The sequence below is a fragment of the Labrys sp. (in: a-proteobacteria) genome (genome assembly GCF_047605565.1).
In the GTDB taxonomy this organism is placed as follows: Bacteria; Pseudomonadota; Alphaproteobacteria; order Rhizobiales; family Labraceae; genus Labrys; species Labrys neptuniae.
The window spans coordinates 112,982-126,182 of record NZ_JASGFM010000010.1 but is presented as its reverse complement, the minus strand read 5'-3'; the positions used below and the strand labels follow the sequence as shown (position 1 = coordinate 126,182).

The following is a 13,201-nucleotide window of genomic DNA, read 5'->3' as shown; positions in this document are numbered from 1 at the left end:
AGTTGGCCTGGTTCCGTTCTGCTCCCGCGAGGACCGTGCGTACGAGCTTCATTAACTGCGTTTGTTAGGCATAAACCGTCACAAATCGCCTTGCCGGCTGTGGACTCCTGCGGCAATGTCCGGTTTTGTACGTGATTGTGCGCAGAGCTATGTCGGCGCCTCCGAGCAAAACGCGCTCATGTCTGAACGCGCTCTGCTCTAAAGCTTTGTCTTAACGAATTTTCCTCATCGAAAAGTCGATCGACTCTTCGATGAGAAAAATGCTTTTGCAGGACCGGTATCTTGACGTCGGACAGCGAGTTTTCCAGCGAACAAGCCCACCAGATCACGCTCGCGGTGCGCGAGGCTCTGGCGCGTCGGCGCATTTCGCGCCAGACCCTCGCCGAAAAGGCCAAGATCAGCCTGTCGACCCTGGAGAAGGCCCTTTCCGGGCGGCGCCCCTTCACGCTCGCCACCGTCATTCGCCTGGAGGAAGCCCTCGGCACCGACCTGCGCCATGCCGATTACGCTCCCGCCCCGGCTGCCATCCAGGGTGGCGGCACGGCGCCGGAACATCTGGGTTCCTACACCAAGGCGGCCGTGTCCTGGCTCACCGGCAATTACCTCACTCTGCGCCCCTCCTTCGGCGAGGCCGGCGCGGTATTTGCCTATCGCACCGAGATTACCTGGAGCGACAGCGCCTCCCGCCTGATCTTCCGCGAAGCCGAGCGCCTCGATACCGGCTTCAACCAGCAGGGCGAGGTCTCTGTGCCGAACCAGTCCGGCCATGTCTATCTGGTGACGTCGATCAGCGGGCAGTACCGGGTAGCAGTGGTCGGCCGTCCCATGAATACCGGTGAGATGTACGGCATCCTCACTTCGCTGCGTGCCGGGCGTGGCACGCAGCTCACGCCCGTATCAGCCGCCATCGCCCTGGTACCGATTCTGCCCGGCCAGGAGGGTGATCTCGCGTTCGGGCGGATCGGCCCCTCCCATCGCCATTATCAAGCTTATCGAGACCATCTCGACCGCGTGACGGCAGAGGAGTTCGCGCTGTTCAAGGCGGGGCCGTAGAGCCGAAATCGACGCCCAACGAAGTAATACCGGCTTGCATGATATTTGACCGCCTCTTCCCGGGACCGCCAGCATCTTGCTGGCTCTTTGTTTCGAGCAAGCGCCGCGTTTCCAAGAGCCAGCAAGATGCTGGCGGTCCCGGGAATGGCCTCACCCCTCCCCGTCCGCGAAGGCCAAGCCCTCGTCGGCCCAACCGGTGAGGCCTCCGATCATGATCTTCACCGGGCGGCCGAGCCGGGCGAGCTTGAGGGCCGCCTGGTCGGCGCCGTTGCAATGCGGCCCGGCGCAATAGGCTACGAACAAGGTGTCATCAGGCCAATGCGCCATGCGTTCCGCATCGATTTCGCGATGTGGCAGATGAAGGGCCCCCGGAACGTGCCGGCGACGAAAGGTCTGCGGCGAACCGACGACATGCAGGAGAACGAAATCCCGTTCGCCGGTGGCCAGCGCCTGGGCCACGTCGGAACAATCGGTTTCGACCGAAAGGCGGCGCTCGAAATGGGCAATGGCATGATGGGGTGGTGCGGCGGGGATGGCGCTGACCAGGCTCATGATCGTCTCCTGTTGTGTAACTGCCATCCTCATAGGCGATGTGCACCGTGGCAGCAGCTGGCGCGATTGCCAGATAGCGTCAAGATCTGGCCAGAATGGCTTCAGGCGCGCCGTGGCACGTCTTCGATATCCGCCGCAACTAGGCTCAACAGTCCGGGAAAACGCATCTCGACATCCTGCCGGCGCAGGCTGGCGGTGCGACTATTGCCACGATCGACCTGCCGGATGAGGCCAGCTTCGCGCAACACCCGAAAGTGATGCGTCAGCGTCGCCTTGCTGACCTCGAAACCGAAGGAGGCGCAGCTACGCGCCGTGCCGTCCGGCGCCAACGTCAATTCGGCAATGACGCGCCGGCGCAACGGGTCGGCCAGAGCGGCCATGAGGCGGCCGAGCTGCATCTCCTCCGGTTCCGGATGGCCCTCATGATCCGCCATGGAAAACGCTCCAAAGGTAAGCCTTGCATCGTACCTATACCATCTGCTAGGTAAGGCGAATATCTTACCAAGGAGGCGTCCATGATCAAGACCCTGTCGGGCAAGGCAGCCATCGTGACCGGAGGAAGCCGCGGGATTGGCGCTGCCATCGCTGTGCGCTTGGCGGAATTGGGCGCCGATGTCGCGATCACCTATGCCAGTCGCGCCGACAGTGCCGAGGTCGTTGCTGGTCGAATCCGGGCGAGCGGCCAGCGCGCCCTGGTGCTCCAGGCCGACAGCGCCGACGCCGGAGCCGTGCGGGGCGCCGTGGACCAGGCCGCCGCCACTTTCGGCCGGCTCGACATCCTCGTCAACAATGCCGGCATCTTCATCGGCGGCACGGTGGAACAGGTCACCCTCGAAGATTTCGACCGCATCATCGCCGCCAATCTGCGCGGCGCCTTCGTCGCCTCCCAGGCGGCCGCCGCCCATATGGGGGAAGGCGGACGCATCGTCTCCATCGGCTCCAATCTGGTCGGCCGGGTCGGGCGCGCCGGCATCGGCCTCTACGTCATGAGCAAGGCGGCCCTGACCGGTCTCAGCCAGGCCATGGCCCGGGATCTCGGCCCGCGCGGCATCACCGTCAACATCGTCCATCCCGGCCCGACCGATACCGACATGAACCCTGCCACCACCGAACGCGCCGATCAGGCCCGGGCAGCGATGGCGATCCCCAAATATGGCGAGCCCGGGCAGATCGCCGGCCTGGTCGCCTGGCTGGCAAGTCCGGAAGCGCAATACGCCACGGGCGGCACCTATACCATCGATGGCGGCACCAATGCTTGAGATGCCTGGTGTCAATACGCACAGCGTGCTTCAGCCAAGTGTTGTTGAGAGGACACAGGCTTTGATTTTCGCGTGAAGACTAGCGACTGACAGTCGTCTACCAGTTGAAGAATCCGAAGATCGAGGCTTTGTTCATTCAAGGGGGATCGAAGAATTTCGATCAAACCATTCGGGGCTTCAACATGCGTCGTCTTTTGACCGGCCTGGTCTTGGTGTCGAGCTTGGGCATTGCCTCAAGCTCGGCCAACGCCGCCAGTATTTTCGAGAAATTGTTCGGCACCTCGCGCCAGCCAGCCAATGCCGGCGCGGTTGCCGCCGTCTCGCCGATTCCGCGCGAGGTCGTGACCTATAGCGGCCGCGAGAGGCCCGGCACCATCGTGATCAATTCGCAGGAACGCCGACTTTATCTCGTGCTCGACGACGGCACCGCCCTGCGCTACGGCGTCGGTGTCGGCCGCCGGGGCTTCGAATGGGGTGGCGTGCATCGCATCTCGCGCAAGGCCGAGTGGCCGGGCTGGACCCCGCCGCCGCAGATGCGCAAGCGCCGGCCGGACCTGCCCGCCTATATGGAGGGCGGCATCCAGAATCCGCTCGGAGCGCGTGCGATGTATCTGGGCTCGACCCTTTACCGCATCCACGGCTCCAATGAGCCGCAGACCATCGGCCAAGCGGTCTCGTCGGGCTGCATCCGCATGACCAACGACGACGTCACCGACCTCTATGACCGCGTGAAGGTCGGCACCCGGGTCGTGGTCGTCCGCGGCTGAGGCACGTCTCATCCCGGACGCGCTGCATCACGCAGTGATGCGGCACAGATCCGGGACCGCGCTTCGAATAGAGCGCCTTTCTTGTCCTGCGGTCCCCCGTCTGCGAAGTGTCACTGCGGGCCGCATTCGCACGGGATGATCTCGCATCATTGCGCCGTCCAGCCCCCGTCGACCGGCAGGGTGGTGCCGGTGATCTGCCTGGCGGCATCACTGCACAGGAAAACCGCGACGGCCGCGATTTCGTCGACCGTGACGAACTCCTTGGTCGGCTGCGCCGCCAGCAGCACATCGTGCTTGACCTGTTCCTCGGTCAGTCCGCGCGCTTTCATCGTATCGGGAATCTGCTTTTCCACCAGCGGCGTCCAGACATAGCCGGGCGCGATGGCATTGGCCGTGATGCCGTGCTCGGCAACCTCGAGGGCCACCGTCTTGATCAGGCCGGTAACGCCGTGCTTGGCGGCGACATAGGCAGACTTGAACGGCGAGGCCACGAGCGCATGCGCCGAAGACGTATTGAGGATGCGGCCCCATCTGCGCTGCTTCATGCCGGGAAGCGCTGCCTTGATGGCATAGAAGGAAGCGATCAGGTTGATGCGGGTGATGGCTTCCCACTTGTCGTCCGGAAACTCGTCGATCGGGGCGACGTGCTGGATGCCCGCATTGTTGACCAGGATGTCCAGAGTGCCGAAAGCCTCCTCGGCCTCGTGGATCATGGCGGTGATCTCGGCCCCAACCATCATGTTCGCGCCGCTGTAGCGGCACTTCACGCCAAAATCCTTTTCGATGCCGGCCCGTTCGCGCTCGATGGCATCGGCGTCGCCGAAACCGTTGATGGTGACGTTGGCCCCTTCGGCCGCCAGGGCTCGGGCAACAGCGAGGCCGATGCCGCTGGTCGAGCCGGTGACCAGGGCATTGCGGGAGGAGAGTTGGGCCATGTTCATCTCGTCAGGCAGGAGGTGGGAAGGTGCGGCGGACAGGACCGCCGGCCCGGAAGCTGGCATGGCCAGATGTCGCCCTTATTACACCGGCCTTCGGCTCCCAGAGCGCCTTGCAACGAGACGGGATCACCCAGAATCGCAAAGACGCTCGGGGACGATGAGTGGGGGCGAACAGGCGTTCAGGCATGAACGCGCTTTGCTCCAGCGGACATGGACCTGTCATGCTGCCATGCAACATAGGCCGAGATCCTCCCCGCTTTTCATGAAGGACATCCCGTGGATCAAGCCGAAGTCGTCAAGCGCGCCTATGCGATGCCGCTGACCAATCCCTCCTTCCCGCCTGGCCCCTACCGCTTCTTCGACCGCGAATACATCATCATCACCTACCGCACGACGCGCGAGGCGCTGGAAGCGGCGGTGCCCGCCCCGCTCGAGATCGACGAGCCGCTGGTGAAATACGAATTCATCCGCATGCCCGATTCGACCGGCTTCGGCGATTACACCGAGACCGGGCAGGTCATTCCGGTGCGATTCAAGGGCCAGCACGGCGCCTATGTCCATTCGATGTATCTGGACGACGATGCCCCCATCGCCGGTGGCCGCGAATTGTGGGGCTTTCCCAAGAAGCTGGCGACACCCAAGATCGTGCATGAGGGCGAAGTCATCGTCGGCACGCTTCATTACGGCAGCGTGCTCTGCGCCACCGGGACCATGGGCTACAAGCATCGCCTCGCCGACCGGCAGGCCGTGCTGGACTCGCTCGGCGCGCCCAACTTCCTCATCAAGATCATCCCGCATGTCGACGGGTCGCCGCGGATCTGCGAACTCGTGCGCTATCACCTCACCGACGTGACGCTCAAGGAAGCCTGGACGGCCCCGGCCGCGCTGGAACTGCACGCCCATGTCATGGCCGATGTCAGCCGCCTGCCGGTGCTGGAGGTCGTCTCGGCCGTGCATTTCGTCGCCGACCTCACGCTCGGGCTCGGCGAGGTGGTGCACGACTATCTCGCCGCCCGCTGACCCCGCCTAGAGCAAAGCGCGTTCAAGCGTGAACGCTTTTTTACTCTAAGTCTTTGGTTCAACGCGTCTTTGCGATTCTTGGTGATTCCACCAAATCGCAAAACGCCATGCCTGACCGGAGTTTCCACCGTGCTCGAACGCAATAGAGACAAGGCCGCGCGCGCCACCATCGAGGAGATCTCGGCACAATATGATCGCATCGCCCTGGTGTTCCAGGGCGGCGGCGCGCTTGGTGCCTACCAGGCCGGCGTCTACGAGGCGCTGGCCAATGCCGGCTGCGAACCGAATTGGCTTTCGGGTGTGTCCATCGGCGCTATCAACGCCTCCATCATCGCCGGCAACGAGCCACGCCACCGGCTGCAGCGGCTGGAGCAGTTCTGGCAGACGATCTCCGGCCGCAAGATCTGGGCCTATACGCCGGAAGGCGATCTGTTCCGCGACATCCGCAACCGCACCAGCTCCTGGATCACCATGTCACAGGGCCAGCCCGGCTTCTTCAAGCCACGCCTGCCCAATCCCTGGCTGGAGCTTCCGGGCGCTGAAGGGGCCACCAGCTTCTACGACACCTCGGACCTGAAGCGGACGCTGGAAGAGGTTGTCGACTTCGACATCCTCAACGATGGCCGCAAGCGCCTGAGCGTCGGCGCCGTCAATGTGCGCACCGGCAATTTCGTCTATTTCGACACGGACGAGGTCCGCATCGGCCCCGAGCACATCATGGCCTCGGGCGCCCTGCCGCCAGCCTTTCCCGCCATCCGCATCGAGGGTGAATATTATTGGGACGGCGGCATCGTCTCCAACACACCGCTGCAATATCTGCTCGATCAGGAGGAGGAGCGCAGCTCGCTGGTGTTCCAGGTCGATCTCTTCAGCGCCCGCGGCACCCTGCCCCGCAGCATGCCGGACGTACTGTCGCGCCACAAGGACATCATGTATTCGAGCCGGACGCGCCAGAACACCGACAATTTCCGGCGCATCCACGGCATCAAGACCCATCTGATCGATGCGCTGAAGCGCGTGCCCAAGGATTTGCTGACGCGGGACGAACAGGCGCTCATCGACAGCCACGCCAAGCTCGGCCTCGTCAACATCGTGCACCTGATCTACCAGCACAAGAACTACGAGGGCCACGCCAAGGACTATGAATTCTCCGGCACCTCGATGCGCGAGCATTGGGACATGGGGCTGGAGGACACCCAGCGCACGCTGCGCCATCGCCAATGGCTGCTGCCTCCCGTGGACGCCGAGGGCGGCATGGCCATTCACGACCTCCATCGCGAGGACCCAACCTGAGGGAAGCGGGGCTGCTCAGCGCTGCCCCGGCCTTTCGCGCGTCAGGCCCTTTTCCTTGAGGTCGGCAAGATAGGAGGCCCAGCGGCTCTCCTTCTCCCGGCCGAGTTCCGCCAGATAGGTCCATGTATAGAGCCCGGTATTGTGCATGTCGTCGAAGGAAATGCGTACGGCATAATTGCCGACCGGATCGAGGCTGAGGATCGCCACGTTGACCTTGCCGCCCACCGTCTTGCGCTCGGCGGCACTATGGCCCTGCACCTCGGCACTCGGCGACATCACGCGCAGCATCTCGGCACTGAACACATGGGACTGGCCGTCGTCGAAACTCACGGTCAGGGTCTTCTTGTCCTTGGACAGGCGCAATTCGGTCGGCCAGGCCTTCGCGACGTCTCCGCTCACGGCATCTTCCCTTTTCTGTTCTGATCGCCACATAAGGAGAAGGCGGATGCTGCGCAAGCCGCAAACCTAAACCGATGCTGTTTGAGCATTCGGCTCGGACTCTGCGACATAATGGCAATTTGCCTAGACTATCATTGGTGTTTGGGCCCTCGTCGGCTTAGAAGAATACCAAAGGGGACATGCCCCTAAAGCGTCTTTCGATGCGGCGGTTCGTTGATCTCGCCACAAAGACGCGTCGAAACAGCGAGCGGGGGTGGAGCGGCTTTGCTCAAGAGCGCCTTGCCCCGGGAGTGTGGACGTGCTGGATGATCATGCAATGGCGGACATGCCGCCGATGATCGACCCTTTCGGGCGCGCGATCAATTATCTGCGTGTTTCCGTAACGGACCGCTGCGATTTTCGCTGCGTCTATTGCATGTCCGAGGACATGACCTTCTTGCCCAAGAAGGACCTGCTCACCCTTGAGGAACTCGACAGGCTGTGCAGCGCCTTCATCGCCAAGGGCGTGCGCAAGCTGCGCTTCACTGGCGGCGAACCGCTGGTGCGTCGCGATATCATGACGCTGTTCCGCTCGATCTCGCGCCATCTCGACAGCGGTCGGCTCGACGAGCTCACCGTGACCACCAACGGCTCGCAGCTCGCCCGCTATGCTGCTGAACTCAAGGCTTGTGGCGTCAAGCGCATCAATGTCTCCCTCGATACGCTCGATCCGGCTGCCTTCAAGGCGATCACCCGCTGGGGCGATTTCGCCAAGGTCATGGATGGTATCGACAAGGCTCAGGAAGCGGGCCTTGCGGTGAAGATCAACGCCGTCGCGATCAAGGGCATGACGGAAAACGAAGCGGTCGGGCTGATCGAATGGGCCCATGGCCGCGGCATGGACCTCACCTTCATCGAAGTGATGCCGATGGGCGACGTCACCGGGCACCGGGTCGACCAGTATCTGCCGCTTTCGGTGCTGCGCGCCCAGCTCCTCGACAGCTACACACTGGACGACATTCCCTATAATACGGGCGGCCCCGCCCGGTATGTGCGGGTGCGCGAGACCGGCGGGCGCCTCGGCTTCATCACGCCGATGACCCATAATTTCTGCGAGAGCTGCAACCGGGTGCGCGTCACCTGCACCGGCACGCTCTACATGTGCCTGGGCCAGGAAGACGCCGCCGACCTGCGGGCTCCCCTGCGCGCCTCCGAGGCCAACGATCTGCTCAACGCCGCCATCGACCGTGCCATCACCCGCAAGCCCAAGGGACATGACTTCGTCATCGACCGGCGCACCAGGCAGCCCGCGGTTAGCCGGCATATGAGCGTGACGGGGGGATGATGGAGCGCGGACATCTCAGCGACATGAAGACATGTCGCGATGTCCGCTCTTGGAAACGCTATGCCCGCAGGCGAGGAAGGGCGGACAGGATGTCCGCGCTCCCAGGGGTTGAAGACTCGGTCGGTTTGCCTTCCACTTGCCTCCCATAATGTCCAAGACCTTTGATGTAATCGTCGCCGGTGTCGGCGGCATGGGATCGGCCGCCTGCTATCAGCTCGCCAAGCGGGGCGTGCGTGTACTCGGCCTCGAGAAATTCGAAATCGGCCATGCGATGGGTTCCTCGCATGGCCTGACGCGCATCCTGCGCCTCGCTTATTTCGAGGGCGAAGCCTATGTGCCCCTGGTGCAGCGGGCCCGGGAGTTGTGGATCGAGACCGGCAAGCTCACCGGCGAGCCGCTATTCTTCGAGGTCGGCGCGCTCGACATCGCCCATGAGGGCAGCGGCATCGTCGAGAAGGCACTCGAGGCCAGCCAGGCCCATGGCCTGGAGTACGAATTGCTCGATCGCGACGCCATCGAGGCACGCTATCCCTTCACGCTCGACCGCAATCATATCGGCCTCTACCAGCCCCAGTCGGGCTTCGTGGCTTCCGAGCGGGCCATCCTCGCCCATACGGCACTCGCCCTGCATCACGGCGCCGAGATTCACGGCTGCGAAGCCATGCTGGGCTGGGAGCCGACAGCGGATGGCGGGGTGCGCGTGACGACCGACCTGGGCAGCTACGAAGCCGGCAGGCTCATCCTGTCGCCCGGCGCCTGGATCGGGGAGCTCGTGCCCACGCTCAAGCCCTCGACCGAGGTGGTGCTGCAGACACTCGGCTGGTTTGCCCCTGCCCGGCCCTCCCTGTTCGACCTCTCCCATTTCCCGGTTTTCACGCTCGAAGCCGACGAGGGGCATTTCTACGGCTTTCCGCTGTGGCAGCATCCTGGATTCAAGCTCGGCTCGCCGCATTATGGCGGCGAAGCCTATGATCCCGATACGCCCAGCCGTGAACCCTCGCCCCGGCACCGCGAGCAATTGCGGGCCTGCCTCGCCAAGCACATTCCGGGCGCCAATGGCGACCTGCTCGGCCTCAAGGCCTGCATGTATACGATGACGCCCGACGAGCATTTCATCATCGATACCCTGCCCGGCCACGAACAGGTCATCGTCGCCTCCCCCTGCTCGGGCCATGGCTACAAATTCGCCAGCGCCATCGGCGAAGCTCTCGCCGAACTCGCTACCACGGGCAGCAGCCGCTTCGACCTCGGCATGTTCGGCCTCTCGCGCTTTTCTTGAGTTCTGCTCGGTTTGTCTTTGCCAAATCGTCAGGCAAAGTATAGGTAAGTATTATTCTCTTACCTTCCTGATTGCCCGCTGCCCGCCGGCGGCGATCTTTTGATTGCGCCTCCATGCCGCCCGCACAATCGCATTGGTCCGGAATCGTCGCGATGGTTCTCGCGACAGGGTTGTTCGTCGTCAGCGACAGCCTGATGAAGCTCACGGCGCAGGGTTTGCAGCCCTTCCAGGTCCTGTTCATGCGCGGTTTCTTCGGGCTGATGTCCTGCGGCCTCCTGCTGGTCGCGACCGGACAGCTTCGCCAGCTCGGCGGCGCCCTGCATTGGCGAGCCATCTTGCGCGCCCTGCTCGAGGCAACGGCCACCTTCTTCTACATGGCGGCGCTCTCCGCCATGCCGATCGCCGATGCGATCGCCATCGGCCAGACCGCACCGCTGCTGGTCATCATCGCCATGGCCGTCATCTTCCGCGAGCGCATCGGCGCCGTCCGCCTCGTCCTGGTCTGCACCGGTTTCCTCGGCGCCCTCTTGGTGGCACAGCCCGGCGGTTCGGGTCTCTCGCCCGCCGCGATCTACGCCTTCCTGACCGCCATGATGGTGGCGACGCGGGACCTGCTCACCCGCGGTACGCCGTCCACCATTCCAACCTTCGTCGTCCTGACCACCACGACCGTCGTGCTGACGCTCGCCACCGGCTGCGCCACCCTGATCCATGAGAGCTGGATGCCACCTTCGTTCGATCAATGGCTGACCATGGCCGCATCCGGCTTCATCGTCACGCTCGGCCAGATGGCGATCTTCCTGAGCTACCGCCGAGCGCCGGCCGGGATCGTGGCGCCCTACTACTACAGCTTTACCGTCTGGGCGGTGATCGGCGGCTTCCTGGTCTGGGGCGAGGTGCCGAACGGGCTCGCCATCACCGGCATGGCGTTGATCGTGGCCAGCGGGCTTGCTTTGCTCTTCGTCAGATCGAGGCGCAGGCAGGAAGCCATCGCCTGATGACCACGGTTGCATTTACCCAGGCCGATCTCGGTCGCCAACGGGCCAATCAGCGCGGCATCGTCCTGATGATCGCTGCGATGGCCTGCTTCGTGGTGAACGATTCCGTCGCTAAGCTCGCCACGGCGCGCATGCCCGTCAGCGAGGTGATCGCCATTCGCGGCGTCTTTGCGACGGCCTTCGTGCTCACGCTCATCCTGGCCAGCGGCCTTCAGCGCCATTTCCGCCTGATCTGGCAATGGCGGGTCGCCGCGCGCGGCGGCATGGAGAGCGTGGTCGCCTTCGCCTCCATTCTCGGCCTCAGCCATGTGCCGCTCGGCATCGCCACCGCCATCGGCCAGATCGCGCCGATCCTGCTGCTGGCCTTGTCGGCGCTGCTGCTCAAGGAGAAGGTCGACGCCAGGCGGTGGGTGGCCGTGTTCGTCTGTTTCGCCGGCGTGATCCTGGTGGCCCGCCCGAGCACGCAAGGCCTGAATCTCTATGTCCTGGCCACCTTGGCCTGCGCCGTGCTGGCGGCGCTGCGCGATCTCGTCACCCACCGCATCGGCGCCAGCGTGCCGACCCTGCTGGTGACGCTCGGCACAACGACCATCGTCTCCCTGGCCGGCTTTGCCGGTTCGGCGCTATCCGAATGGCAGCCGCTCCATCTTGCCGACCTCTCGCTCCTGATGCTGGGAGGCCTGAGCCTGGTCGGCGGGCATGCCCTGGTCATCGCCGCCTATCGCGGCACCGATGTCTCGGTCGTCAGCCCGTTCCGCTATTCGGCCATCGCGCTTTCGGTCCTGGCTGGGCTTGCGGTCTTCGGCGATTTACCCGATGTGTGGGCGGGCGCCGGCATGATATTGATCATCCTGAGCGGCCTTTATGCTGCCGGCCGCGAAATGCGGCGCCGGCGCGCCATCGAGGCGGCGCTGGAAAAAGGTGTTTGAACAGGGAGTACGGCATGAGCGAGCTGGTGGTGGAGAATGCGGGCTCGGTACGCACCCTGACGCTGAACCGGCCGGCAAAGCTCAATGCCTTCACGGCGAGCCTCCACGCCGAACTCCGCACGGCCCTTTCAGCGGCAATCACCGATGACGACGTCAAGGTGATCGTGCTCACCGGCGAAGGGCGCGCCTTTTCCTCGGGCCAGGACCTCACCGAGGACCTGCCGCGCGACAGCCGCGGCGGCATCGATCTCGGCCCTGCCCTGGAACGGGACTACAATCCTCTGATCAAGCAGATCGTCACCTCTCCCAAGCCGACCATCGCAGCCCTCAACGGGCCGGCTGTCGGCGCGTCCATGAACATCGCCCTGGCCTGCGACATCGTGCTGGCGTCGCGATCGGCGACCCTGCAGGAAGCCTTCGCCAAGATCGCCCTCATCCCCGATGCCGGCGGCACCTGGCTGCTGCCGCGCCTGATCGGTCCCAAGCGGGCTCTCGCCCTCATGCTGACGGCCGAACCGGTGCCGGCGGAGGAGGCCCTGCGCATGGGCCTCGTCTACAAGCTCTATGAGGATGTCAGCTTCCGCGACGACGTCGCGGCCTTTGCTGCCAAGCTCGCCCTGGGCCCGGCCCTGGCTTTCCGCATGATCCGCGAGGCGGTGCTGGCCAGCGCCGACAACGATCTCGATGCCCAACTGGCCCTGGAAGCCGCGTTGCAACGCAAGGCCGGCGCCTCGCATGATTTTGCCGAAGGCGTCGCGGCCTTCCTGGCCAAGCGGGCGCCGCTGTTCCAGGGTCGCTGACGAGGCGTTCTGCGTTTCGGTGGAGCACGAAGGCGTGTCGAAACAAGGAATTTGAGCAAAGAAGTTCACGCATGAACGCACTTTGCTCTACAGCGTCGGACTCGATTTCGGAATCGAGTTCGACGCTGTAGGTTATTGTTGTCGCCTCGCCTTTGCCGAAAACCGGCGTCCACTTTTCGGCGCGATGCTCTAGAATTGCACTTTCTTAACGTGAAATCGTCAGCATTCCGGCCGAGAATGCAACTAGGCTAAGTTGAGGATCTGATTTGTTTCGTTCACGCTGGATCTGGCTGGTGCTGGCCGCCATACTCGGCATCGCCGCCATCTATGTCAGTAGCAATCCCGAAATGGCGAGCCGCTATGCCCAGGCGCAGCGCGACGCAGCCCTGAGCGCCGATACCAAACAGACGGTGATGCTGCTGATTGCCCTGGCGGTCGGCGGCTATCTCGCCTGGTTCTTCCTCATCCGCAAGGAGTGAGCGCCCGGCGCCCGGGAAGCGCTCGACATACGCCAGAAAAACGAAACCCCGCCATTGCTAGCGGGGTTGCCTTGCGACAAAGACCAGGATCAAACCCGAAGGCGAAACACC

15 protein-coding genes are annotated in these 13,201 nt (G+C 63.7%); 11 read left to right on the top strand and 4 right to left on the bottom strand.

Annotation, left to right across the window (positions count from 1 at the left end; all coding sequences use genetic code 11):
- Window positions 1–279: 279 nt before the first annotated feature.
- A complete protein-coding gene (locus tag QM672_RS11975) occupies window positions 280–1,053 on the top strand; it encodes a helix-turn-helix domain-containing protein (protein ID WP_415082844.1) in 774 nt (257 codons plus the stop codon).
- Window positions 1,054–1,203: 150 nt separating this feature from the next.
- On the opposite strand, the gene QM672_RS11970 is transcribed toward QM672_RS11975, so the two are convergent.
- A complete protein-coding gene (locus QM672_RS11970) occupies window positions 1,204–1,605 on the bottom strand; it encodes a rhodanese-like domain-containing protein (RefSeq protein ID WP_415082794.1) in 402 nt (133 codons plus the stop codon).
- 101 nt (window positions 1,606–1,706) lie between these two features.
- Window positions 1,707–2,039: an ArsR/SmtB family transcription factor gene (locus QM672_RS11965; protein ID WP_149254476.1), complete on the bottom strand. Its 333-nt coding sequence runs from the start codon at window positions 2,037–2,039 to the stop codon at window positions 1,707–1,709.
- A gap of 81 nt (window positions 2,040–2,120) precedes the next feature.
- Here QM672_RS11965 and QM672_RS11960 point away from each other — a divergent pair, with 81 nt between their 5' ends.
- Both QM672_RS11960 and QM672_RS11955 read left to right on the top strand, forming a co-directional pair.
- Window positions 2,121–2,864, top strand: a complete 744-nt coding sequence (locus QM672_RS11960) for an SDR family oxidoreductase (RefSeq protein WP_415082792.1) — start codon at window positions 2,121–2,123, stop codon at window positions 2,862–2,864.
- Window positions 2,865–3,046: 182 nt separating this feature from the next.
- Window positions 3,047–3,631: a L,D-transpeptidase gene (locus QM672_RS11955; RefSeq protein WP_415082790.1), complete on the top strand. Its 585-nt coding sequence runs from the start codon at window positions 3,047–3,049 to the stop codon at window positions 3,629–3,631.
- A 146-nt stretch (window positions 3,632–3,777) separates the two neighbouring features.
- Here the strand turns inward: QM672_RS11955 and QM672_RS11950 are convergent, their stop codons facing one another.
- Complete coding sequence (locus QM672_RS11950) at window positions 3,778–4,566, bottom strand: 3-hydroxybutyrate dehydrogenase (protein ID WP_415082788.1); 789 nt, start codon at window positions 4,564–4,566, stop codon at window positions 3,778–3,780.
- Window positions 4,567–4,845: 279 nt separating this feature from the next.
- On the opposite strand from QM672_RS11950, the gene QM672_RS11945 reads away from it, so the two are divergent.
- Together QM672_RS11945 and QM672_RS11940 are read left to right on the top strand one after the other, a co-directional pair.
- Entirely contained in the window at window positions 4,846–5,589 is a 744-nt protein-coding gene (locus tag QM672_RS11945; protein ID WP_415082786.1) for an acetoacetate decarboxylase, read from the top strand.
- A gap of 129 nt (window positions 5,590–5,718) precedes the next feature.
- The gene (locus QM672_RS11940; protein WP_311933248.1) at window positions 5,719–6,882 is read left to right on the top strand and encodes a patatin-like phospholipase family protein; all 1,164 of its coding nucleotides are present in this window, start codon (window positions 5,719–5,721) and stop codon (window positions 6,880–6,882) included.
- A gap of 15 nt (window positions 6,883–6,897) precedes the next feature.
- Here QM672_RS11940 and QM672_RS11935 read toward each other — a convergent pair whose 3' ends face one another.
- On the bottom strand, window positions 6,898–7,281 hold the full coding sequence (locus QM672_RS11935; RefSeq protein WP_415082784.1) for a gamma-butyrobetaine hydroxylase-like domain-containing protein: 384 nt from the start codon (window positions 7,279–7,281) through the stop codon (window positions 6,898–6,900).
- Between the two features lie 316 nt (window positions 7,282–7,597).
- Here QM672_RS11935 and moaA point away from each other — a divergent pair, with 316 nt between their 5' ends.
- From moaA to QM672_RS11905, 6 genes are all read left to right on the top strand, one after another.
- Window positions 7,598–8,605, top strand: a complete 1,008-nt coding sequence (gene moaA, locus QM672_RS11930; RefSeq protein ID WP_415082842.1) for a GTP 3',8-cyclase MoaA — start codon at window positions 7,598–7,600, stop codon at window positions 8,603–8,605.
- Between the two features lie 148 nt (window positions 8,606–8,753).
- Complete coding sequence (gene solA / locus QM672_RS11925; RefSeq protein WP_415082782.1) at window positions 8,754–9,884, top strand: N-methyl-L-tryptophan oxidase; 1,131 nt, start codon at window positions 8,754–8,756, stop codon at window positions 9,882–9,884.
- A gap of 113 nt (window positions 9,885–9,997) precedes the next feature.
- Window positions 9,998–10,882 (top strand): DMT family transporter, encoded by an 885-nt coding sequence (locus QM672_RS11920; RefSeq protein WP_415082780.1) that lies wholly within the window; start codon window positions 9,998–10,000, stop codon window positions 10,880–10,882.
- Window positions 10,882–11,811: a DMT family transporter gene (locus QM672_RS11915; protein WP_311933252.1), complete on the top strand. Its 930-nt coding sequence runs from the start codon at window positions 10,882–10,884 to the stop codon at window positions 11,809–11,811. Before QM672_RS11920 ends, QM672_RS11915 begins: the two co-directional genes overlap by 1 nt.
- 14 nt (window positions 11,812–11,825) lie before the next feature.
- A complete protein-coding gene (locus tag QM672_RS11910) occupies window positions 11,826–12,611 on the top strand; it encodes an enoyl-CoA hydratase-related protein (protein WP_367623964.1) in 786 nt (261 codons plus the stop codon).
- 266 nt (window positions 12,612–12,877) lie between these two features.
- Window positions 12,878–13,090, top strand: a complete 213-nt coding sequence (locus QM672_RS11905; protein ID WP_311933254.1) for a hypothetical protein — start codon at window positions 12,878–12,880, stop codon at window positions 13,088–13,090.
- Window positions 13,091–13,201: the final 111 nt, after the last annotated feature.

Bases quoted from the DNA above. Each gene is read 5' to 3' on its own strand.
- QM672_RS11965 (WP_149254476.1), bottom strand. From the start codon at position 2,039: ATGGCGGATCATGAGGGCCATCCGGAACCGGAGGAGATGCAGCTCGGC.
- QM672_RS11955 (WP_415082790.1), top strand. From the start codon at position 3,047: ATGCGTCGTCTTTTGACCGGCCTGGTCTTGGTGTCGAGCTTGGGCATT.
- QM672_RS11910 (WP_367623964.1), top strand. From the start codon at position 11,826: ATGAGCGAGCTGGTGGTGGAGAATGCGGGCTCGGTACGCACCCTGACG.
- moaA (WP_415082842.1), top strand. From the start codon at position 7,598: ATGGCGGACATGCCGCCGATGATCGACCCTTTCGGGCGCGCGATCAAT.
- QM672_RS11960 (WP_415082792.1), top strand. From the start codon at position 2,121: ATGATCAAGACCCTGTCGGGCAAGGCAGCCATCGTGACCGGAGGAAGC.
- QM672_RS11970 (WP_415082794.1), bottom strand. From the start codon at position 1,605: ATGAGCCTGGTCAGCGCCATCCCCGCCGCACCACCCCATCATGCCATT.
- QM672_RS11915 (WP_311933252.1), top strand. From the start codon at position 10,882: ATGACCACGGTTGCATTTACCCAGGCCGATCTCGGTCGCCAACGGGCC.
- QM672_RS11950 (WP_415082788.1), bottom strand. From the start codon at position 4,566: ATGGCCCAACTCTCCTCCCGCAATGCCCTGGTCACCGGCTCGACCAGC.
- QM672_RS11920 (WP_415082780.1), top strand. From the start codon at position 9,998: ATGCCGCCCGCACAATCGCATTGGTCCGGAATCGTCGCGATGGTTCTC.
- solA (WP_415082782.1), top strand. From the start codon at position 8,754: ATGTCCAAGACCTTTGATGTAATCGTCGCCGGTGTCGGCGGCATGGGA.